General features: G+C 56.0%; 20 protein-coding genes. 2 read left to right on the top strand and 18 right to left on the bottom strand.

Annotation, left to right across the window (positions count from 1 at the left end; genetic code table 11):
• Positions 1-188: 188 nt before the first annotated feature.
• From argT to pdxB, 11 genes are all read right to left on the bottom strand, one after another.
• Positions 189-971, bottom strand: a complete 783-nt coding sequence (gene argT, locus AAIR21_RS16590) for a lysine/arginine/ornithine ABC transporter substrate-binding protein ArgT (protein WP_183516123.1) — start codon at positions 969-971, stop codon at positions 189-191.
• 290 nt (positions 972-1,261) lie between these two features.
• Entirely contained in the window at positions 1,262-1,831 is a 570-nt protein-coding gene (locus tag AAIR21_RS16585; protein WP_014171027.1) for a UbiX family flavin prenyltransferase, read from the bottom strand.
• 89 nt (positions 1,832-1,920) lie between these two features.
• On the bottom strand, positions 1,921-3,438 hold the full coding sequence (gene purF, locus AAIR21_RS16580; protein ID WP_014171028.1) for an amidophosphoribosyltransferase: 1,518 nt from the start codon (positions 3,436-3,438) through the stop codon (positions 1,921-1,923).
• Positions 3,439-3,474: 36 nt separating this feature from the next.
• Positions 3,475-3,963: a colicin V production protein gene (gene cvpA, locus AAIR21_RS16575; protein ID WP_000262116.1), complete on the bottom strand. Its 489-nt coding sequence runs from the start codon at positions 3,961-3,963 to the stop codon at positions 3,475-3,477.
• A gap of 211 nt (positions 3,964-4,174) precedes the next feature.
• Complete coding sequence (gene dedD / locus AAIR21_RS16570; RefSeq protein WP_014171030.1) at positions 4,175-4,876, bottom strand: cell division protein DedD; 702 nt, start codon at positions 4,874-4,876, stop codon at positions 4,175-4,177.
• The gene (gene folC, locus AAIR21_RS16565) at positions 4,866-6,134 is read right to left on the bottom strand and encodes a bifunctional tetrahydrofolate synthase/dihydrofolate synthase (protein WP_032678618.1); all 1,269 of its coding nucleotides are present in this window, start codon (positions 6,132-6,134) and stop codon (positions 4,866-4,868) included. Before folC ends, dedD begins: the two co-directional genes overlap by 11 nt.
• Before the next feature lie 67 nt (positions 6,135-6,201).
• The gene (accD, locus tag AAIR21_RS16560; protein ID WP_020883123.1) at positions 6,202-7,107 is read right to left on the bottom strand and encodes an acetyl-CoA carboxylase, carboxyltransferase subunit beta; all 906 of its coding nucleotides are present in this window, start codon (positions 7,105-7,107) and stop codon (positions 6,202-6,204) included.
• Positions 7,108-7,261: 154 nt separating this feature from the next.
• Positions 7,262-7,921, bottom strand: a complete 660-nt coding sequence (locus AAIR21_RS16555) for a DedA family protein (RefSeq protein ID WP_020883122.1) — start codon at positions 7,919-7,921, stop codon at positions 7,262-7,264.
• Between the two features lie 28 nt (positions 7,922-7,949).
• Complete coding sequence (gene truA / locus AAIR21_RS16550; protein WP_025203571.1) at positions 7,950-8,762, bottom strand: tRNA pseudouridine(38-40) synthase TruA; 813 nt, start codon at positions 8,760-8,762, stop codon at positions 7,950-7,952.
• On the bottom strand, positions 8,762-9,775 hold the full coding sequence (locus AAIR21_RS16545) for an aspartate-semialdehyde dehydrogenase (protein ID WP_014171035.1): 1,014 nt from the start codon (positions 9,773-9,775) through the stop codon (positions 8,762-8,764). The genes truA and AAIR21_RS16545 overlap by 1 nt, the downstream gene beginning before the upstream one ends.
• A 67-nt stretch (positions 9,776-9,842) precedes the next feature.
• Complete coding sequence (pdxB, locus tag AAIR21_RS16540) at positions 9,843-10,979, bottom strand: 4-phosphoerythronate dehydrogenase PdxB (protein WP_020883119.1); 1,137 nt, start codon at positions 10,977-10,979, stop codon at positions 9,843-9,845.
• 113 nt (positions 10,980-11,092) lie between these two features.
• On the opposite strand from pdxB, the gene flk reads away from it, so the two are divergent.
• Positions 11,093-12,097, top strand: coding sequence for a flagella biosynthesis regulator Flk (gene flk / locus AAIR21_RS16535; protein WP_047742996.1), 1,005 nt, complete (start codon positions 11,093-11,095; stop codon positions 12,095-12,097).
• A 76-nt stretch (positions 12,098-12,173) separates the two neighbouring features.
• On the opposite strand, the gene AAIR21_RS16530 is transcribed toward flk, so the two are convergent.
• The gene (locus AAIR21_RS16530; RefSeq protein WP_183516122.1) at positions 12,174-13,352 is read right to left on the bottom strand and encodes an MFS transporter; all 1,179 of its coding nucleotides are present in this window, start codon (positions 13,350-13,352) and stop codon (positions 12,174-12,176) included.
• Positions 13,353-13,558: 206 nt separating this feature from the next.
• A complete protein-coding gene (gene fabB, locus AAIR21_RS16525; protein WP_014171039.1) occupies positions 13,559-14,776 on the bottom strand; it encodes a beta-ketoacyl-ACP synthase I in 1,218 nt (405 codons plus the stop codon).
• 158 nt (positions 14,777-14,934) lie between these two features.
• Here fabB and mnmC point away from each other — a divergent pair, with 158 nt between their 5' ends.
• Entirely contained in the window at positions 14,935-16,932 is a 1,998-nt protein-coding gene (gene mnmC / locus AAIR21_RS16520; protein WP_047743000.1) for a bifunctional tRNA (5-methylaminomethyl-2-thiouridine)(34)-methyltransferase MnmD/FAD-dependent 5-carboxymethylaminomethyl-2-thiouridine(34) oxidoreductase MnmC, read from the top strand.
• A 50-nt stretch (positions 16,933-16,982) separates the two neighbouring features.
• Here mnmC and AAIR21_RS16515 read toward each other — a convergent pair whose 3' ends face one another.
• The 5 genes from AAIR21_RS16515 to aroC are packed head-to-tail and all read right to left on the bottom strand — an operon-like array spanning position 16,983 to position 20,541.
• Entirely contained in the window at positions 16,983-17,261 is a 279-nt protein-coding gene (locus tag AAIR21_RS16515) for a YfcL family protein (protein WP_020883115.1), read from the bottom strand.
• A 13-nt stretch (positions 17,262-17,274) separates the two neighbouring features.
• The gene (locus tag AAIR21_RS16510) at positions 17,275-17,820 is read right to left on the bottom strand and encodes an elongation factor P hydroxylase (protein WP_020883114.1); all 546 of its coding nucleotides are present in this window, start codon (positions 17,818-17,820) and stop codon (positions 17,275-17,277) included.
• Complete coding sequence (locus AAIR21_RS16505; RefSeq protein ID WP_014171043.1) at positions 17,820-18,629, bottom strand: sulfite exporter TauE/SafE family protein; 810 nt, start codon at positions 18,627-18,629, stop codon at positions 17,820-17,822. Before AAIR21_RS16505 ends, AAIR21_RS16510 begins: the two co-directional genes overlap by 1 nt.
• Positions 18,629-19,453, bottom strand: coding sequence for a penicillin-insensitive murein endopeptidase (mepA, locus tag AAIR21_RS16500; protein ID WP_014171044.1), 825 nt, complete (start codon positions 19,451-19,453; stop codon positions 18,629-18,631). Before mepA ends, AAIR21_RS16505 begins: the two co-directional genes overlap by 1 nt.
• A 2-nt stretch (positions 19,454-19,455) precedes the next feature.
• Positions 19,456-20,541: a chorismate synthase gene (aroC, locus tag AAIR21_RS16495; protein WP_020883113.1), complete on the bottom strand. Its 1,086-nt coding sequence runs from the start codon at positions 20,539-20,541 to the stop codon at positions 19,456-19,458.
• Positions 20,542-20,549 lie beyond the last annotated feature (8 nt).

Here is a 20,549-nt window from a genome sequence, read left to right as displayed (position 1 = left end):
CGACGACGGGGTGGTGCTAATGTGCCATCAATCCCCTCCGTCAGGCAAAGAATAATGCCTTTGAGCCGGGATTTTTTGCATTATAAATGCGTAAGTATGCACACAGCGATCCAATACAGTGCATTAATTGCACCATATTGGATCATCCCGCCAGTCAATGCACCTCAGCAGTGCATTGCCGTCAGGTATTAGTCACCGTAGACGTTGAAGTCGAAGTATTTCTTCGCCAGTTTGTCGTAGGTACCGTCTTTACGCAGCTCAGCAAACGCTTTGTCGAAGGCGGCTTTCAGCTCGGTATCGTCCTTACGCAGGCCGATACCCGTACCGTCACCAAAGTACTTTTTGTCTTTCACGGACGGGCCAGCAAAAGCGTACTCTTTGCCCGCTGGCTGTTTCAGGAAGCCTTCGCTCGCGGCGACTTCATCCTGGAATGCCGCATCCAGACGGCCTGCCGCCAGGTCAGAGTAGATCAGATCCTGGTTCTGGTACGCCACTACGTCGACGCCCTTCTCACGCCAGTTCGCATTGGCAAACCCTTCCTGCGTTGAGCCTTGAAGCACGCCGACATGCTTACCTTTCAGCGAGTTGATGGTGGGTTGAATCGGGGAGCCTTTAGCGGCAATCAGACGTGAATCTGCAGCGTAAAGCTTGTCAGAGAAGGCAATCTCCTGCTGACGTTTTTCGGTGATAGAGAGAGAAGAGATAATGGCGTCGATTTTCTTGGCTTTCAGCGACGGGATTAACGCATCAAAGTCGCTGCCCACCCATGTGCATTTCACCGCAATGCGTTTGCACATTTCATTTCCCAGATCGATATCAAACCCAACGAAATCGCCTTTCGCATCCTTGGAAGAGAATGGCGCGTAGGTTGCGTCTGTACCGATACGAACTGTCTGTGGAAGCGCTGCGTAGCTACCTGCTGCCGCACTTAACCCCACCAGCAAAGACAGAGCCAGAACCGTCTTCTTCATACATTTACCCTCAAGTACCGTGATTTTATTATGTATTGTGTTGTGTGTTGTGTTGCAGGCTTCTCTTGCAGGTCTTATGCCACATTGCCGTCTGGTGAAAAGTTCGACGTTAAATATGTTAATAAAACGTTGCGATATTGCCTTAATGGTGAAAGATAGCAGGTCTGCCGAACGAACCGGAAAGAGAAAAAGGGAAAAAGCGAATTAAATGTCGAGGATATGATCGCCGTTGCATAATTGCCCTGAAACAGGGCACGTTATCTTTTCATGCACGCTGTGAGTGCACAGATTCAGGCACCCTGCCAGCGGGTGAAGAGGTCTTCGGGCAGGTCGATATCAAACTGATCGAGAACGCGGTTAACCGTCTGATTAATCACATCATCCAGTGAAACGGGCCGGTGATAGAACGCCGGTACCGGTGGCATGATCACCGCGCCGAGTTCAGCAGCCTGAGTCATCAAACGCAGATGTCCCAGGTGCAGCGGCGTTTCCCGCACGCAGAGAACCAGAGGACGACGCTCCTTCAGCACCACGTCCGCGGCGCGTGTCACCAGCGTGTCGGTATAGCTGTTTACAATGCCGGAGAGCGTTTTAATGGAACAAGGCAGGATAACCATGCCCGCCGTTTTAAACGAGCCAGAGGAGATGCTGGCGGCGATATCGCGGGCATCGTGAACCACATCCGCCAGCGCCTGGACATCACGCAGTGAGAGGTCGGTTTCAAGAGAGAGGGTCTGACGTGCCGCCTGGCTCATGACCAGATGCGTTTCCACTTCTGCCACGTCGCGCAGCACCTGTAACAGACGTACGCCGTAAATCGCGCCACTGGCACCACTGAGCCCAACAATGAGTCGTTTCATGATTTTCGCCCTAACTGATTTCAGGGCAGACTGTGCAGGATTTTGCGGGGAGTTGCAAGTGAGGGCAAATGCCCTCACTTGCACAGACATCAACCTTCGTTGTGCATCTCTAAACTTTCGAGATCGTTTTGCAGCTGGACGGCCTTCGCATCGTCGTTGCGCAGCGAATCAAGGTAGTCGAGGTACTGCTGGTCAACGTCTTTCGTCACGTAGACGCCATTAAACACGGAGCATTCGAACTGCTGAATATCCGGGTTCTCAGCGCGTACTGCGTCGATAAGATCGTTCAGATCCTGGAAAATCAGGCCGTCGGCACCGATGATCTGACGAATTTCGTCCACTTCACGACCGTGAGCGATCAGCTCGTTGGCGGTTGGCATATCGATGCCGTACACGTTCGGGAAACGAATTTCCGGTGCGGCTGAGGCCAGATACACTTTCTTCGCACCCGCTTCGCGCGCCATCTCAATAATCTGTTCTGAGGTGGTGCCACGAACGATGGAGTCATCCACCAGCAGGACGTTTTTATCGCGGAACTCAGCGCGGTTTGCGTTCAGTTTACGACGCACGGACTTACGGCGCAGCTGCTGACCCGGCATGATAAAGGTACGACCAACGTAGCGGTTTTTCACAAACCCCTGACGGTATGGCTTGTCCAGAATGCGGGCGATTTCCAGAGCGATATCGCAGGACGTTTCCGGAATAGGAATAACGACGTCGATATCCAGATCGTCCCATTCGCGGGCAATCTTCTCGCCAAGTTTTGTCCCCATGTTCACGCGCGCGCTGTAAACGGAAATCTTGTCGATAAACGAGTCCGGACGGGCGAAGTAAACATATTCAAACAGGCACGGATTGCTCACCGGGTTGTCAGCACACTGGCGGGTGAACAGCTGGCCCTTCTCAGTGATATAGACCGCTTCGCCAGGCGCAACATCACGCAGGAACTCGAAGCCCAGGGTATCCAGCGCCACGCTTTCAGAGGCAACCATGTATTCGGTACGACCATCACCGAGATCGCGCTTACCGAGCACCAGCGGGCGGATGCCGTTTGGATCGCGGAAAGCAACCATCCCGTGGCCGATAATCATCGCCACGCAGGCATACGCACCACGGATCTGGCGGTTAGTCGCGGCAACGGCGGCAAAAATGTTGTCTGCTTCCAGCGGGTAGTGACGGAAGTTATCCAGCTCGCTGGCAAAGATATTGAGCAGAATTTCAGAATCAGAGGTGGTGTTAATGTGGCGACGTTTCTCTTCGAACAACTTCTTACGCAGCTCGTGCGCGTTGGTCAGGTTGCCATTGTGGGCAAGCGTGATGCCATACGGTGAGTTGACGTAGAAAGGCTGAGCCTCAGAGGCGCTGGAACTGCCAGCAGTAGGATAACGAACGTGACCGATCCCCATATTACCTTGCAGACGCTGCATATGGCGGGCTTCAAACACATCATTTACCAGACCATTCGCCTTACGTAAACGGAAGCAGTTGTTTGCATCAATGGTGATGATACCCGCAGCATCCTGCCCACGGTGCTGAAGCACCGTTAACGCGTCATAAATCGACTGGTTTACCGGCATGAAACCGGCGATACCGACAATACCGCACATTCGTCTTTTCCTCGTTAAGCCACATCTCAGAGCGCATTACGCTCTGGGCAAGAAACTCGACGAGCTTTGCAGATAGTCAAAGAACCATCTGATGATGAAACTGAACTCAGGAATGAGCTGCGATTTTTGCCAGTCTTCACTTTTGGAGAACCCGGTAAAGGTATCCAGGAAGAACAGGATCGCGGCCACAATCAGCACGCCTCGTAGTGCGCCGAAACAGATCCCGAGTACCCTGTCTGTTCCTGACAGACCGGTTTTCTCGACCAGCTGACCTATCACGTAATTTACGATAGCGCCGACAATCAGCGTCGCGATAAACAGCACCGCGATAGCGATTCCATTTCGGACCAGTTCATCTTCAAAGCCCGTGAACCAGACAGACAGGTAAGTGTAGTAATGACTGGCAACAAAGAAAGCACAACCCCAGGTTACCAGCGATAACGCTTCACGAACAAAGCCACGGATCAGGCTAACCAGACAGGAAAAACCAATCACCGCAATGATGGCGTAATCAATCCAGACCATATGTGTCCCACGATTTAACGCCCTGTCATCCAGTTCGGGGCGAATTCTAACAGAAAAAGAAAACGTTTGCGTAGGGATTTCCTTCCCACGCGTAAATAAAAAAGGCGCTGAAAAAATGTTCAACGCCGTGGCTTTTTACGTCTCTGTGGACGTCTGCCGTCACTCTTCCCCCCACCCTCTCCTCATAGAAAGGATAAGGGTGAGGGAGGGGTTAGTTCGCGCTGTAGCTCATCACCACACCGCTCAGGCCCGAGATCTGCTTCAGCTCACCCAGCGATCCTTTAAGCTTATCTTTGGACGCTTCTGGCCCCACGAGAATACGGGTAATTTTACCCTGTACCGGCGTGGAAGGTGAAGTGTAAACACGATATCCCGCACTGCGCAGTTTACCCACCACCTCATTGACCTTATCGGCATTTTTCAGCGCACCCAGCTGCACGACGTAGGCTTTGCCCGTCGGTGCGGCTTCCTGCTGAGCCGGTTTCGCCGGAGGCGGTGTCTCAGTCGCTGCGGCAAGCTGTTCGCTCGTTTTATCACGCTGCGGTTTCGGCTGCGTTTTTTCGACCGGCTTCGGTTTCTCAGCCGGTTTAGGCTGCACGACCGGAACCGGTACAGGATCGATATCGTTGGTGTTGCTCGCCGCCAGACGAGACGGATCAAGAGACGGCGCAGCCGCATCGCCCGCGCGAACCTCTTCCGCTGCGCCTTCCGGCGGCTGAGCAGGAAGGGCCTGTGTCGCCGCAGGCAGCATATCCGGCTCGTCGCGATCGCCCGGTTTCGGTACCAGTGGAATGGCTGCAAACTCATCCTGATAGTGCTTTTTCTGCCCGTCGAGCAGGCCCGGGAGAATAATGACTCCCAGCGCCACCAGCACTATTGTTCCTGCTAAACGGTTCTGAAACTTACTCGCCACCGGTTCTCCCCGCGTCCATCACTTCCATGACATGTGCCACCGTGTGGAACGAACCACACACCAGCACGGTATCTTCTGGTTTAGCATCCGCCATCGCGGCATGCCAGGCCTGAGCCACGCTATTATAGATTGCGCCTTTGCCGAGATGTTCCATCAACTGCTCAGCGGTCGCCCCGCGTGGCCCCTCCAGAGGAGCACAATACCAGCTATCGACCACACTCTCCATGCAGGCCAGCGTACCGCCAATATCTTTATCATGAAGCATACCGATAACCGCCAGCACGCGCCCGGTTTTTGGTAACGATTTGAGACGTCCCGCGAGATACGCCGCGGCATGCGGGTTATGCGCCACATCAAGGATCAGGCGCGGTGACTCGCTGACAATCTGGAAACGCCCGGGCAGGATCGCCCGCTCAATGCCCTCGCGAATCGCCTGCTCGCTCACCGCCAGACCGCTTGCGCGCAGTGCCGCCAGCGCGGTTGCCGCGTTAGGCTGCGGCACCTGCGGCAATGGCAGGTTGTCCAGTGCGCCCTGCGCATCGCTAAAGCGCCAGCCGTCTGCCTGAACCTCATACTGCCACTCTACGCCACGGCGCAGCAGACGCGCTCCCGTCTCATTCGCCACCTCTGCAATGGTGTGCGGCATATCCGGCTCGCCGACCACGGCAGGTTTATTCGCCCGGAAAATCCCGGCTTTCTCGCGACCAATGCTTTCGCGATCCGGCCCCAGCCAGTCGGTATGATCCAGCGCAATGCTGGTCACGACGGCCACATCCGCATTCACCATGTTGGTGGCATCAAGACGCCCGCCGAGGCCGACTTCCAGAATCACCACGTCCAGCTGCGCCTGCTTAAACAACCACAGTGCCGACAGGGTGCCGTATTCAAAATAGGTTAATGAAATTTCACCGCGCGCAGCTTCAATTTCCGCGAAAGAGGCGGTATGCGCTGATTCCGGCAGCTCGCGATTTTGCACACGCACCCGCTCGGTATACCGCACGAGGTGTGGAGAGCTGTAAACGCCAACCTTATAGCCTGCTGCCATCAGGACAGATTCCAGCGTGCGGCACGTCGTGCCTTTACCGTTCGTTCCGGCAACGGTGAACACAAACGGCGCTGGTTTCAGTACGTCGAGACGCGCGGCAACCTGGCTTACGCGCTCAAGCCCCATATCGATGGTTTTACTGTGCAGGTTTTCCAGATAAGAAAGCCACGCGGCCAGGGGCGACGTGGCTTGGGGAATGCTTTTATTTTCCATGATGCCCGGTCATTAACAGTTGAGAAAGCAAAAGGGCAGCGCCATCCGGCCCTGCCCTTTTCAGTTATCAGGCCTCGGGTTCCTGATCCGGTACCACCACGCCTTCGCGCGGCTCATCCGGGTTCGGCGCTGGCAGATTCATCAGCTTCGCCAGGATGCTTGCCAGTTTCAGACGCATCTCTGGACGGCGGACGATCATGTCGATAGCGCCTTTCTCGATGAGGAACTCACTGCGCTGGAAGCCCGGCGGCAGTTTTTCACGTACGGTCTGTTCGATAACGCGTGGACCCGCAAAACCGATCAGCGCTTTCGGCTCAGCGATGTTCAGATCGCCCAGCATAGCAAAGCTTGCGGAAACGCCACCCATCGTCGGGTCGGTCAGCACGGAGATGTACGGCAAACCGCGCTCCTGCATTTTCGCCAGCGCAGCAGAGGTTTTCGCCATCTGCATCAGCGACATCAGCGCTTCCTGCATACGTGCACCACCGGAAGCGGAGAAGCAGATCAGCGGGCAGTTGTCTTCCAGCGCCTGCTCAACGGCACGCACGAAGCGCGCACCCACGACAGAGCCCATTGAGCCACCCATAAAGGAGAACTCAAACGCGGCAGCCACCACCGGCATCGTGTGCAGGGTGCCTTTCATGACGATCAGCGCGTCTTTCTCGCCGGTCTCTTTCTGTGCAGAGGCCAGACGGTCTTTGTATTTTTTGGAATCACGGAACTTCAGCACGTCTTTTGGCTCAAGCTCGCTACCCAGTTCTACCAGAGAACCTTCGTCCAGCAGGCTATGCAGGCGATTACGCGCCGTCATACGCATGTGGTGGTCACACTTCGGACACACTTCAAGATTGCGTTCCAGCTCTGCGCGGTACAGAACCTGGCCGCAGCTATCACACTTCGTCCATACCCCTTCAGGAATGCTCGCTTTACGAGTCGGGGTTATGTTGCTTTTAATTCGTTCAATCCAGCTCATTGATAACCTTTCTGCCTGAACCTGGTCGTATGCCAGTTTTGCTATAAGAGGCGAATAATGCCATTTTTGCCTCCAACAGACCATGAATGTTGCACATTAAAACATAACAGCCCGAAACTTTGGATAAAAAAGTGGTCGAACCGCCAGTATGCATTTACTTCGCTTGCTTTGCTGCCGCACGTCGGTGACGGATAATCTCAATAACCCCAGGCAGTACCGAAAGCACAATAATCGCTACAATCAGCAACTTAAGGTTTTCCTGGACCACCGGGAGATCGCCAAACAGGTAGCCGGCATAGGTAAACAGCAACACCCACAGCAGCGCGCCAACAACGTTATATGCCGCAAAGTGACGATAGGACATATGCCCCATTCCTGCCACAAACGGTGCAAATGTACGCACAATAGGCACAAAACGGGCAAGGATAATGGTTTTACCGCCATGACGTTCATAGAACGCATGGGTTTTGTCGAGATAGCTGCGACGGAAAATTTTCGAGTCCGGATTGCTGAAAAGCCGCTCACCAAACACCCGTCCAATCGTGTAGTTCACCGCATCACCAATAATCGCGGCGATAACCATCAACACAACCATCAGATGCACATTCAAATCGTTAGTCGGTAACGCGGATAACGCGCCGGCCACGAACAGCAGTGAATCCCCCGGCAGGAACGGGGTGACAACCAGACCGGTTTCACAGAACAGAATGAGGAACAGAATAGCGTAAACCCAGACGCCGTACTGCGCGACCAGCTCCGCCAGGTGAACATCAATATGCAGGATGAAATCAATCAAAAAACGTATTACGTCCATTTTGTCTAAGCCTTAATTGCACCTTTGATTAGTCCGCTAAAAACAGCGGGCCCATTGGCGGTTTCGGCAGGTCAAACCGATCCGGATAGTCTACCGAGACCAGATACAGCCCTTCCGCTTTCGCCGTGGCTGCCGCAAGCGTTCTGTCCTTCGCTGCCAGCAGTTCTGCAATCCAGCTCTCCGGCTGGTGTCCGGCACCCACTTCCATCAGGCTGCCCACAATATTCCGCACCATATGATGTACAAAGGCATTGGCTTTGATATCCACCACCACATACGCGCCATAACGGCTGACGTTTATGTGCATGACATTACGCCACGGCGTACGGGACTGGCACTGCACCGCACGGAACGAGGTAAAGTCATTTTCACCAATCAGACACTGCGCCGCACGATGCATACGTTCAGCATCAAGCGGTTCATAAAAATGCGTCACGCCCTGGCTTAACACCGCCGGACGCAGACGCTGATTGTAGATGACATAGCGGTAACGGCGCGCGGTGGCGCTGAAACGCGCATGAAAATCATCGGGAACATCTTTAACCCAACGAACCGCAATGTCTCCAGGTAAATTCGCATTCACCCCCAGCGTCCATGCGGCGTCCTTTCGCACAGCGGTGGTTTCAAAATGAACCACCTGCCCCGTGCCGTGAACGCCGGCATCCGTACGCCCGGCACAGAAAACGCTTATCGGTTCGTTCGCCACCTGAGAGAGCGCTTTTTCCAGTTTTTCCTGGACGCTGCGCACCTCATTTTGACGCTGCCAGCCATAATACTTACTGCCATCGTACTCAATACCGAGGGCAATTTTATGAACAGGCTTGTGATCCACTTCTGACATCAGTACAGGTACTCCTGCACGAGTTTCTCCGCAATTTTCACCGCCATCAGCGCGCCGCCAAAGCGAACGTTATCGGCAACTGACCAGAACTGGATCTGCTCAGGCATTCCGTAATCGTTACGCACGCAGCCAACAGACAGATGTGCACTACCGGTCGCATCACCAACCTGCGTCGGGAACTCACTCTCTTCGGAGAGGGCGATATCCTCACCGCGACCAAACGCGTCACGCGCTTCTTCTGCGGCGAGCGGGCGCAGCGCTTCAAAACCGACCATCTGCGCGTGGCCGTAGAAGACAGGAGACTGCACGCAGCTGGCAGAGATCATCAGGCCGTCATCCTGCAGGATTTTGCGGACTTCATCGACAATACGGCGCTCTTCGCGCACGCTGCCTTCGCGATCCGGCAGCAGTGGCAGCATGTTAAACGCCAGCTGGCGACCAAAATAGTCGTCTTCATCAATCGGAACGCCGCTCAGCAATTTCGCGCTCTGCCCGGCCAGCGCGTTAACCGCTTGCTTGCCGTTGGCAGACGCAGACAGCAGGCTGGTGACAAAGATACGCGACAGGCCGCCTTCGTCGATCAGCGGTTTCAGCGCGGTAAGCAGCTGACTGGTCAGGCTGTTCGGTACGGCGATAACGTTGCGGTTACGGTAGTCTGCCAGCACAAACGGGTTCACATCCGGCACCACCAGCGGCACATCCGGCTCAAGCGCGAACAGGCCGCTTAAATCAATCACCAGACAACCCGAGTTGGTGGCCTCTTCAATGTAAGACGCCGTAGCCTCAGCACCGGCTGCAAAAAACGCCAGCTGCGCCTGAGTCCAGTCGAACCCGGCCGCATCCTGAACCATGACAGATTTGCCGCCAAAACGCAGATGTTCACCCGCGCTATCTGTACGCGCCAGCGCATAGATATCACCCACCGGGAACTGACGCTCAGCAAGGGTTTCGAGCAGGGCTTCACCCACGGCACCCGTGGCACCTAAAATGGCAATGTTCCAGCCTTCAGACATGGTGGTTTACTCCAGAAATAAAAAAGCGTCCCTGTCGGAGTATCCAACAGGGAGCATTAAGAAGACATTAATGTGCCGGGTGATGAACGGCGTTAAAACCCAGTTTATGCAGCTGCGTCGCAGCCGTTGCGTCGTCGCAAATCACATACAGGGAAGACCACTCGCGGCGCTCAACATAGTTCTTGCGCAGCTTATCAAACTCACCCGGAATACCCGCCACTTTACGCAGCAGCGCGTCATCGCGGCGCACATCATACACCAAATGGACCAGTCGTTTCAGCGTTGCCTGATCGAGTGGTCCGTGCAGGGTAATGCGGCCAAATTCAGGCGCAGGCAGTAAGGTATCCAGCGCCACCTGCTGTGGATGGCCGATAAAGGCGCTATAGGCCTCAAAGACCTGCGTCGTGCCGCGGGCTTTTCCTTCAAGGGTATAACCGGCAATATGCGCCGTTGCGACGTCCACCTTGTTAAGCAGCGCAACGTTAAGCTCAGGCTCCGGCTCCCAGACGTCCAGCACCACGCTAAGCGCTTGCCCCTCTTCCAGACATTTCAGCAGCGCAAGGTTATCGACCACCGGACCCCGGCAGGCATTTATCAGAATAGTGCCAGGCTTCAGACGACGGATCAGGGCTTCATCAGCAAGGTGCAGCGACTTATAAGGCCCCTCTTTAAACAGCGGCGTATGGAAAGTGATCACATCGCACTGTGCAACCAGTTCATCCAGCGAACGGAAGTCGCCTTCATCACCGTTGTCTTTACGCGGCGGATCGCACAGCAGGGTGCGAATGCCTAACGCCTCAAGACGTTTATGCAGGCGCCCACCCACGTTGCCCACACCAACAATCCCGACGGTACGGTCCTGCAACGCAAAACCGTCGCGCTCTGCCAGCATCAGCAGGGAGGAGAAGACATATTCCACGACCGCAATGGCGTTGCAGCCCGGCGCGGCTGAAAAACCGATCCCCGCCTGCTTAAGCCATTTATCATCCACATGATCCGTCCCTGCCGTTGCGGTCCCGACAAATTTCACCGCTTTGCCGGAGAGCAACGCCTCATTTACTTTGGTTACCGAGCGCACCATCAGCGCGTCTGCATCATCCAGCTCGTTTACCGGGATCGGCCGACCCGGGACAGCCTTAACGTTGCCGAGGCGGCTAAAGAGCTCGCGGGCATAAGGCATATTTTCATCAACGAGGATTTTCACGTCTGAGTACCTGTTTGAGAGGAAGAAAACCCGTCAAGTGTGCCATAATCTGGCCGCCAGGCATATACGTCTGCCAGGTTTACGCTGAGTTTTGACTTTAAGGATTTTTGACGATGCAGCCCATTTCAGGTACGCCGCCGCGCCCTCCGGGTGAAGGCCCTGTTACGCCAAACGTTGCAGGCGAACAACCGCTATCCACACAACAGCGCACCGTGCTGGAGCGACTGATCACGCGTCTGATCGCGCTGACGTCGCAGCAAAACGCGGAAGTCTGGGCTGGGGTAAAGCACGATTTAGGTGTCAGGAACGACGCACCTTTGCAGTCGCGCCATTTCCCTGCTGCCGAGCAAAACCTGAACCAGCGGATTGATACTGCACAGCAGAATCACAGCACACGCCAGATTGTCTCGCAGCTGACCGAGCTGTTGGGCCAGGGAAATAACCGCCAGGCGGTGAGTGATTTTATTCGCCAGCAGTTTGGTCAGACCGCCCTGAGCCAGCTGACCCCGGAACAGCTCAAAACCGTACTGACGCTGCTGCAAACCAATCAGCTGTCAATTCCACAGCCTCAGCAACGCCCTGCGACCGAGCGTCCGCTGCTGCCTGCCGAGCACAACACGCTCAAGCAGATGGTGACCAAGCTGGCCGCCGCCACCGGCGAACCGACGAAGCTTATCTGGCAATCAATGCTGGAACTCTCCGGCGTAAAAGCGGGCGAGCTGATCCCGGCGAAACAGTTTACGCATCTGGTGACCTGGCTACAGGCGCGTCAGACGCTCAGCACCCAGACCGCTCCAACCCTGCACACGGTTCAGGCGGCACTTAAGCAGCCGCTGGAGCCGAACGAATTTGACGCCATTCGTGATTACGCCCAGCAAACCTGGCAGGCCACACCGCAAACGGTACTGACCACCGCGCAGGTGCAGGATGTGCTCAACCAGATTTTCGTTCGCCGCGCCGAACGCGAAGGGGGCGTGACGGAAGCACGAAACATTCAGCCAATCTACAATCCGCTGTTTGCGCCAGTGGTGGAAACGTTCAGAACCCTCTCTGCCCGTCCAGGGTTGATGTTTATTGCGTTAATGATTGCACTGGCGATTTTCTGGCTGGTCGCATAACGGTTTCGCCCGGTGGCGCTACGCCTGCCGGGCCGACAGCACACCGGGGAAGGCTTGCCGCCCCGGCACTTAACCGCTAAGACTGCCGAAACGCCACCAGCGTCACCACAATGCCCATAACCGCTGCAACCGCGCCCGCCAGGAAAACAGACGGATACCCGAACGACGTTGCTAACAGACCTGCCAGCGGCCCGGTTACCCCGTATGAGATATCCTGAAACGCCGCATAGCCGCCAAGCGCCGTGCCACGCACCTGCGGGGCGACACGTTTTACCACCTCCACACCCAGCGCCGGGAAAATAAGCGAGCATCCGCAGCCGGTCAACGCCGCGCCTAACAACGCTACGGACGCAACGGGTGCATTCCACAGTAACAGCAAACCCAGGGTTTCAATCACCAGTGATGCCACTGCAACCTTCACGCCACCAAAACGATCCGGCATCCAGCCGAACAGCACGCGCATTAAGACAAATGCGCCACCAAAGGCGGTTAGCGTAAAACCTGCCATCGCCCAGCCGCGGCTCATAAAGTAGAGCGAGACGAACGTACCGATTACCGCAAAACCGACACCCTGCAGGGCCAGGCCAAGGCCCGGCTGCCAGATTTGACCCACCACGCTCCACAAAGACGGGCGCTCCCCTTTATGGGCAGGGACTTTACGCACCGGACCGTTGAATGCCCATGCCAGCAGCGGCAGCATCAGGGTGGTCGCTGCCAGCGCGGCAAAGCCAAAGTGGCTGTGGATAAGCAACCCGAGCGGGGCGCCTGCGGCAAGCGCGCCATAAATGGCCATGCCATTCCAGGACATGACTTTGCCGGAGCGTGCAGGCCCCACCAGTCCCATACCCCATGTCAGCGTACCGGTCAGGAGCTGGCTTTCACCAAAGCCCAGGATTAAACGCCCCACGATCAGCAGCGCAAATTTATACGCAGCGTCAACCGGCAGGAGAGCGGCCAGCAGCCATGCACCTCCCGCCAGACCACAGGCAAACATGCCCTGTAACGCCGAGCGTTTTGCCCCGTGCTGATCCGCCAGACGTCCGGCATAACCGCGGGTTAATACCGTAGCCAGGAACTGAATACCCACAGCGACGCCGACCATGGTGTTGCCATAGCCCAGCTCCTGATGAACAAACAGCGGGATCACCGGCAGCGGCAGGCCGACGGTCATATAGGTCAGGAACACCGCAAACGCGATGCGAAACAGCGAGACGTTCGCTGAAGAGGTTGTTTCTGTTTCAGTGACTGCAGTCATGCTTTACTCCGAAATGAAGAGTAAGGCGGGGAAAAACCACGCCCCCTCTTCCTGATAACCAGGATTTAGGTGCGTTGGTTGACGTTGAACGCTTACGCATTATCGTGAGGATAATGTTGAGGTAGGAAGTTTGCCTGCGAGATCAGCCGCTTGTCAATGCATAAAAAAAGGGAGCCGTCAGGCTCCCCTTTTGAATCAGTCAGAACTTATGCGTTGTACTTACGCATCACCAGCGTGGCGTTAGTACCGCCGAAACCGAAGCTGTTGGACATGACGGTAGTCAGTGTCGCTTCTTTTGGCTGGGTCACGATGTTCAGACCTGCGGCCTGCTCGTCCATTTCGTCAATGTTGATGCTTGGGGCGATAAAACCATTTTCCAGCATCAGCAGAGAGTAGATCGCTTCCTGAACGCCAGCAGCACCCAGAGAGTGACCGGTCATGGCTTTGGTCGCGGAGATAGCCGGGCTGTTGTCGCCGAACACTTCACGGATCGCACCCAGCTCTTTCACGTCGCCTACCGGAGTAGAGGTACCGTGGGAGTTCAGGTAGTCGATTGGTGTGTCAACGCCGTGCATAGCCATCTTCATGCAGCGCACTGCGCCTTCACCGGATGGAGCCACCATGTCAGCGCCGTCAGACGTTGCACCGTAGCCCACGATCTCAGCGTAGATGTGCGCACCACGCGCCAGCGCGTGCTCCAGCTCTTCAACCACAACCATACCGCCGCCGCCTGCGATAACGAAACCGTCACGGTGCGCATCATAGGTACGGGATGCTTTATCCGGAGTTTCGTTATATTTGGTGGACAGTGCCCCCATTGCGTCGAATTCACAGGCCATTTCCCAGCCCAGTTCTTCGCCGCCGCCAGCAAACACGATATCCTGTTTACCCAGCTGGATCTGCTCAACCGCATTACCGATGCAGTGTGCGGAGGTCGCACAGGCAGAGCTGATGGAGTAGTTAACGCCGTGGATTTTGAACGGGGTCGCCAGGCAAGCGGAAACCGCTGAACCCATAGCTTTAGTCACAACATAAGGACCTACCGCTTTCAGACCACGTGGGCTACGCATTGCGTCGGCACCAAAGACCTGCGCTTTAGATGAGCCACCGGAACCGGCGATCAGACCTACGCGTGGGTTGTTCTGGTAAACTTCCGCGCTCAGACCCGCATCCGCAATCGCTTCCTGCATGGAGAGATAAGCATAAATAGAGGCATCGTTCATGAAACGAACCACTTTACGGTCAATCAAACCGGTGGTGTCCAGTTTGACGTTACCCCATACGTGGCTACGCATACCTGAATCTTTAAACTCTTCAGAGAAAGTGATCCCGGAGCGTCCTTCACGCAGAGATGCCAGGACTTCCTGCTGGTTATTACCGATGCTGGAAACGATGCCCAGGCCAGTAATCACTGCACGTTTCATTCAATACCTCTGTAAGTCGCACTATATTAAGTTTCGAGTCGCACAATAGCGTACACTTGTACGCCGAACAAGTCCGATCAGACATTTTCTGCGGAAATTTGCACCGATGGACGCACATCGTTAAGATCGTGTCACTGCCTGTCAGACGAGTAACTTACGTGAAACAAAACGCTATACAACCCGCCAACCTCGAATTCAACGCTGAGGGTACACCTGTTTCCCGAGATTTTGATGACGTCTACTTTTCTAATGATAACGGACTGGAAGAAACCCGCTATGTTTTCCTCGACGGAAACCAGTTAAATGCCCGTTTCCCCACGCATCCGCGCAGTCTGTTCGTGGTCGCTGAGAGCGGGTTTGGTACCGGTCTGAATTTTCTCACCCTCTGGCAGATGTTCGATCAGTTTCACGCTGCTCACCCTGACGCTACACTGCAAAGATTACATTTCATCAGTTTTGAAAAATTTCCGCTCACCGCGCATGACCTTCGTCTCGCCCATCAGCACTGGCCGGAACTTGCGCCATGGGCGGAGCAGCTTCAGGCGCAGTGGCCGCCGCACCTCGGCGGCTGTCATCGTCTGCTGCTGGACGGCGGGCGCGTCACGCTGGATCTGTGGCTCGGCGACATCAATGAACTGACCGATAAGCTTGATGATTCAATGAATCAGAAAGTGGACGCATGGTTCCTTGATGGTTTTGCCCCCGCCAAGAATCCGGACATGTGGAGCCAGCATCTGTTTAACGCAATGGCACGCCTGGCGCGTCCCGGCGCAACGCTCGCGACCTTCACCTCGGCAGGCTTTGTCCGCCGCGGATTGCAGGAGGCCGGCTTTACCATGCAAAAGACCAAAGGTTTTGGTCGCAAGCGCGACATGCTGGTCGGAAGAATGGATCAGACGCTGGAGATCCCCGCTCAGACGCCCTGGTTTTCACGCAGCGCCAGCACTTCACGAGAGGTAGCAATTGTCGGCGGCGGGATTGCCAGCGCCCTGCTTTCGCTCGCGCTTTTACACCGTGGCTGGCAGGTAACGCTCTACTGCGCCGACGACGCGCCGGCAAAAGGCGCTTCCGGCAACCGCCAGGGGGCACTCTACCCACTGTTAAGCGCTCACGATCCGGCGCTGAGCCAGTTTTTCCCGGCAGCCTTTACCTTTGCACGTCGCCTGTATGATGCTCTGCCTGTGGCGTTTGACCACGACTGGTGTGGTGTTACGCAACTGGGCTGGGATGAGAAGAGCCAGCAAAAAATCGCGCACATGTTGTCGCTGGGTCTGCCGCTCGAAATTGCCCGGGCGGTGAATGCGCAGCAGATAACCGAAACCGCGGGCGTCGATACGGGCTGCGACGGTATCCACTATCCGCTCGGTGGCTGGCTGTGTCCGGCAGATCTGACGACGGCAGCCATTGCGCTGGCGCAGTCGCGCGGGTTGACGGTGCACTATTCCCGCCAGGTCGCCTCACTTCACCACACGGAGCACTGGAACCTGCATTTCACCACCGGCGAAGAGGCGCAGCATACCTGCGTAGTGCTGGCCAACGGTCACCCTATCAACCAGTTCAACCAGACGGAAAAGCTGCCGCTTTACCCTGTCGGCGGCCAGGTCAGCCATATCCCCACCTCGCCAGCGCTGGAAAAACTGCAGCAGGTACTCTGCTACGACGGCTATCTGACGCCACAAAATCCGTCTAACGGCCACCACTGCATTGGTGCCAGCTACCATCGCGGTGAGACCGACATGCGCTACAGCGAAGACGATCAGCTGCAAAATCGCCAGCGCCTGCTCAACTGCTTCCCGCAGGCCGACTGGGCAAAAGAGGTTGATATCAGCGCCGGTGACGCGCGCTGTGGCGTACGCTGTGCCACCCGGGACCATCTGCCGATGGCGGGAAATGTGCCTGACTATGAAGCAACGCTTGAGGCCTATCAGGATCTTGCTGAAAACCGTGATACCGCGGTGAGTGCGCCAGTTTATCCGCAGCTGTTTATGCTCGGGGGGCTCGGTTCACGGGGATTGTGCTCAGCGCCGTTGCTGGCCGAAGTGCTGGCGGCACAGATGAGTGATGAGCCCGTTCCGCTGGACAGCGTTACGCTTGCGGGGCTCAATCCCAACCGTTTGTGGGTACGGAAGTTACTGAAAGGAAAAAGGGTGAAGTAACGTGCGGGCCGATGTCCTCCCTCTCCCACCGGGAAAGGGAGGAAAAATGACTACCTGGCTTTTGCCTGCTGGAACAGGGTGTCCCACATACCCAGCACTAATGACTGGTCACGCGGAGAGAGTTCCCCTGCCTGGATCGCTTTCTCCAGGCTGCGGCTCACTTCGTCATGAATGGCCTCGGCAGAGTGATCGTCCCCTGCTTCCAGCTCAGCGACAGCCAGCGTCAGGTGACCACGCAGATAACCGCTGGCGAACAGCTCATCATCACTGGCGTGTTCCACCATGTCATCAATTAACGCCAGAATGCGTGATTCAAATTCTGCGATCATCTTCTTTCCTCTGTTAAAGATCTTCCGGCCAAGGGAAGCATTCCGCCGTGATCTCCGGCGTGTGGTAATAATTCTGTAAGGCCTCGATCAGACGTGCCGGACGTTCCGGGATGCCTTTCTCAAGGTACTCCATCACCTGCGCATGAACGCGGCGCTGGAAGACAATACGGTCTGGCTCGACCTCTCCTTCGAGGTTGTCACAACTGACGTTGAACGGGAAACCTGCCGCCACACAGAATAACCATTCCAGCGCCTGCGGTTTCACCTCCACATCTTCAAACTGGCTCTGCGTGGCGGCGTCACGGCCGTCCGGACAATACCAGTAGCCGAAGTCCACCTGCTCACGACGCGCTTTCCCCGCTATACACCAGTGCGAAATCTCGTGTAACCCGCTGGCGTAAAAGCCGTGCGCGAACACGATACGGTTATACGGCACGTCCGCATCAGCAGGAAGATAGATCGGTTCGTCGTCGCCTTTAATCAGACGGGTATTAAAATCATCAGCAAAACAGCCATCAAAAATCTCAATCAGCTGTTCGTATTTATGGGTTGTGTTCATTAATTCATTCCCAGCCAGGTGAGGATCTCTTGTCCATGGCTGTCATAAAGCAGTTTGGCACTCATGACCGCTGAGACGACAACAATCATCGGGCGAATGAGCTTCTGTCCTTTGCTTAATACCAGACGCGAGCCCGCACGTGCGCCTAAAAACTGCCCTGCCATCATCACAAACCCGGTTGCCCAGATAACTTTGCCACCAATGATAAACAGCAGCAGGCCGCCGACGTTTGACGTCGCATTGAGCACTTTGGCGTGGGCGGTGGATTTAGCGAGATTAAAGCCGGCCAGCGTCACGAACGCAAGGGCATAGAACGAGCCTGCTCCGGGGCCAAAGAAGCCATCGTAAAACCCGACGCAGCCACCCGCGATAAGAGCGAACGGCAGGCCATGCAGACGTCGCTGCCGGTCTTCTTCCCCGAGCTTTGGCATCAACAAAAAGTAGAGACCGATGCAGATAACCAGAATGGGGAGGATCTGGCGCAGAATATCGGACTGTACATGCTGAACCAGCAGTGCACCCGAGGTCGAACCAATAAAGGTCATCAGGATATTGAGCTTCTGGTCAGCCAGACTGACGACCTTACGGCGAATAAAATAGAGCGACGCGGAGAGCGAGCCGCCGCACGCCTGAAGCTTGTTAGTGGCGAGCGCCTGTGCCGGGCTCATGCCCGCGGCCAGCAGCGCCGGTACGGTTAACAAACCACCGCCGCCCGCCAGAGCATCAATAAACCCGGCCAGCATCGCCACAAAGAAAAGCACCACCAGCAGAAGCGGTGACACCATAAACAGTTCGACGAAATTATCCATTAAAGTACATGCTCATCCAGTAGCGCCTGGCAGGAAGGCGGCAACGGAGGCGGTGTCTTCTTCTCAGGCTTAGAGGTTCCAGGTTTTGCCGGCTCAAACCAGCTCTGCAGTTCCGCACCACAGCCATCGCCTGGCGGGGGTAATGGCTGATCTTCACATTCCAGGCTGTTTGCCGGGCAGCGCAGACGAACGTGCATATGTGCACGATGCTGGAACCACGGGCGCACTTTACGCAGCCAGTCGCGATCGGTGCCGGCATCCAGGCAGAGCTGCTGCTTGATGGCCGGGTTCACGAAAATCCGCGTGACATCGTTATCTTTCGCCGCCAGCTTAATCATGCTGAAGACGTCCTGCGTCCACAACGATGGCACGACGTTTTTACCGTCGCGCGCCACCAGATCCAGCGCCTGCGGTTTCAGCAACTGGGCTGAACTCCAGCGCGCTTTCGGCAGTTGCAGGAAGATATCGACATCGAGACCGGTCTGGTGACTGGCGTGCCCGCCGTTGAACCGACCGCCGGCAGGCATCCCCATATCGCCAATCAGCATCGTGCCCAGCCCCAGGTTATGCACCTGGTTTCCCAGACGCTGGATAAACAGCACCAGATCCGGGTGGCCAAAATAACGACGCTGGTCGGTACGCATCACCTGATAGGTATCGGACTGCAGCGGAAGTTCCTGTGCCCCAACGATACAGCCATTCGAGAACGCGCCAATAGACTGCGCGCTGCCCGCCACAGGATGAGTAATTTTCTGCCATGGCGTCGCGGCCAGACTGGCTCCACTGGCAAGCAGTGCCAGCAGAGCAATGACGGTTTTTTTCATGTTTACCAGCGTGGAATGGTGGTCGTCACATCCGCATTCTGCGCGCGCTGGCGCAGGAAGTGATCCATCAGTACGATCGCCAGCATCGCTTCTGCGATCGGCACCGCACGGATCCCCACACAGGGATCGTGACGCCCTTTAGTGATCATCTCAACTTCTTCGCCAGAGCGGTTAATCGTGTGGCCTGGCACGGTAATGCTGGAGGTCGGTTTCAGCGCAATATTGGCAATAATCTGCTGACCGCTACTGATACCGCCGAGGATGCCGCCCGCGTGGTTGCTCTGGAAACCGTCTTTGTTGATTTCGTCGCGGTTCTGGCTGCCCCGCAGCGCAACGACGTCAAAACCGTCGCCAATTTCTACGCCCTTCACCGCGTTGATGCTCATCAGCGCGTGAGCGATGTCCGCATCCAGACGGTCAAATACCGGTTCACCCCAGCCTGGCGGTACGCCATCAACCACGACGGTGACTTTGGCACCAATGGAGTCGCCCTCTTTTTTCAGGCCACGCATCAGTTCGTCCAGCGCTTCCAGCTTATCTGCATCGGCACAGAAGAACGGATTTTGCTCGACCAGATCCCAGTCTTTGATAGCCAGTGGAATATCGCCCATCTGGGTCAGACAGCCGCGGATCACAATGCCAAATTTCTGCTGCAGGTATTTTTTGGCGATAGCCCCTGCCGCAACGCGCATCGCGGTTTCACGGGCAGACGAACGTCCGCCGCCGCGATAATCACGGAAGCCATATTTTTGTTCGTAGGTGTAATCAGCATGTCCAGGACGGAACACATCTTTGATGGCGCCGTAATCCTGCGAGCGCTGATCGGTATTTTCAATCAGTAGCCCGATGCTGGTGCCGGTGGTGCGGCCTTCGAAAACGCCGGAAAGAATTTTGACCTGGTCCGGCTCGCGACGCTGCGTGGTGTAGCGAGAAGTCCCCGGACGACGACGGTCGAGGTCGTGCTGTAAATCGGCTTCGGTCAGTTCGATGCCTGGCGGTACGCCGTCAACGATACAGCCCAGTGCCAGCCCGTGCGATTCACCAAAGGTGGTCACCCGGAATAATTGTCCAATACTGTTTCCTGCCATCACGGCTC

This window comes from Enterobacter sp. PTB (genome assembly GCF_051130085.1).
Classification (GTDB): Bacteria; Pseudomonadota; Gammaproteobacteria; order Enterobacterales; family Enterobacteriaceae; genus Enterobacter; species Enterobacter ludwigii.
This window is presented reverse-complemented; position numbering and strand designations above follow the sequence as displayed.

Coding starts and splice junctions, on each gene's coding strand:
- folC (WP_032678618.1), bottom strand. CDS start 6,134: ATGGAAAATAAAAGCATTCCCCAAGCCACGTCGCCCCTGGCCGCGTGG.
- purF (WP_014171028.1), bottom strand. CDS start 3,438: ATGTGCGGTATTGTCGGTATCGCCGGTTTCATGCCGGTAAACCAGTCG.
- mepA (WP_014171044.1), bottom strand. CDS start 19,453: ATGAAAAAAACCGTCATTGCTCTGCTGGCACTGCTTGCCAGTGGAGCC.
- AAIR21_RS16510 (WP_020883114.1), bottom strand. CDS start 17,820: ATGAACACAACCCATAAATACGAACAGCTGATTGAGATTTTTGATGGC.
- argT (WP_183516123.1), bottom strand. CDS start 971: ATGAAGAAGACGGTTCTGGCTCTGTCTTTGCTGGTGGGGTTAAGTGCG.
- AAIR21_RS16545 (WP_014171035.1), bottom strand. CDS start 9,775: ATGTCTGAAGGCTGGAACATTGCCATTTTAGGTGCCACGGGTGCCGTG.
- truA (WP_025203571.1), bottom strand. CDS start 8,762: ATGTCAGAAGTGGATCACAAGCCTGTTCATAAAATTGCCCTCGGTATT.
- AAIR21_RS16555 (WP_020883122.1), bottom strand. CDS start 7,921: ATGGACGTAATACGTTTTTTGATTGATTTCATCCTGCATATTGATGTT.
- flk (WP_047742996.1), top strand. CDS start 11,093: ATGCAGCCCATTTCAGGTACGCCGCCGCGCCCTCCGGGTGAAGGCCCT.
- AAIR21_RS16515 (WP_020883115.1), bottom strand. CDS start 17,261: ATGATCGCAGAATTTGAATCACGCATTCTGGCGTTAATTGATGACATG.
- cvpA (WP_000262116.1), bottom strand. CDS start 3,963: ATGGTCTGGATTGATTACGCCATCATTGCGGTGATTGGTTTTTCCTGT.
- AAIR21_RS16585 (WP_014171027.1), bottom strand. CDS start 1,831: ATGAAACGACTCATTGTTGGGCTCAGTGGTGCCAGTGGCGCGATTTAC.
- fabB (WP_014171039.1), bottom strand. CDS start 14,776: ATGAAACGTGCAGTGATTACTGGCCTGGGCATCGTTTCCAGCATCGGT.
- AAIR21_RS16530 (WP_183516122.1), bottom strand. CDS start 13,352: ATGACTGCAGTCACTGAAACAGAAACAACCTCTTCAGCGAACGTCTCG.
- aroC (WP_020883113.1), bottom strand. CDS start 20,541: ATGGCAGGAAACAGTATTGGACAATTATTCCGGGTGACCACCTTTGGT.
- AAIR21_RS16505 (WP_014171043.1), bottom strand. CDS start 18,629: ATGGATAATTTCGTCGAACTGTTTATGGTGTCACCGCTTCTGCTGGTG.
- accD (WP_020883123.1), bottom strand. CDS start 7,107: ATGAGCTGGATTGAACGAATTAAAAGCAACATAACCCCGACTCGTAAA.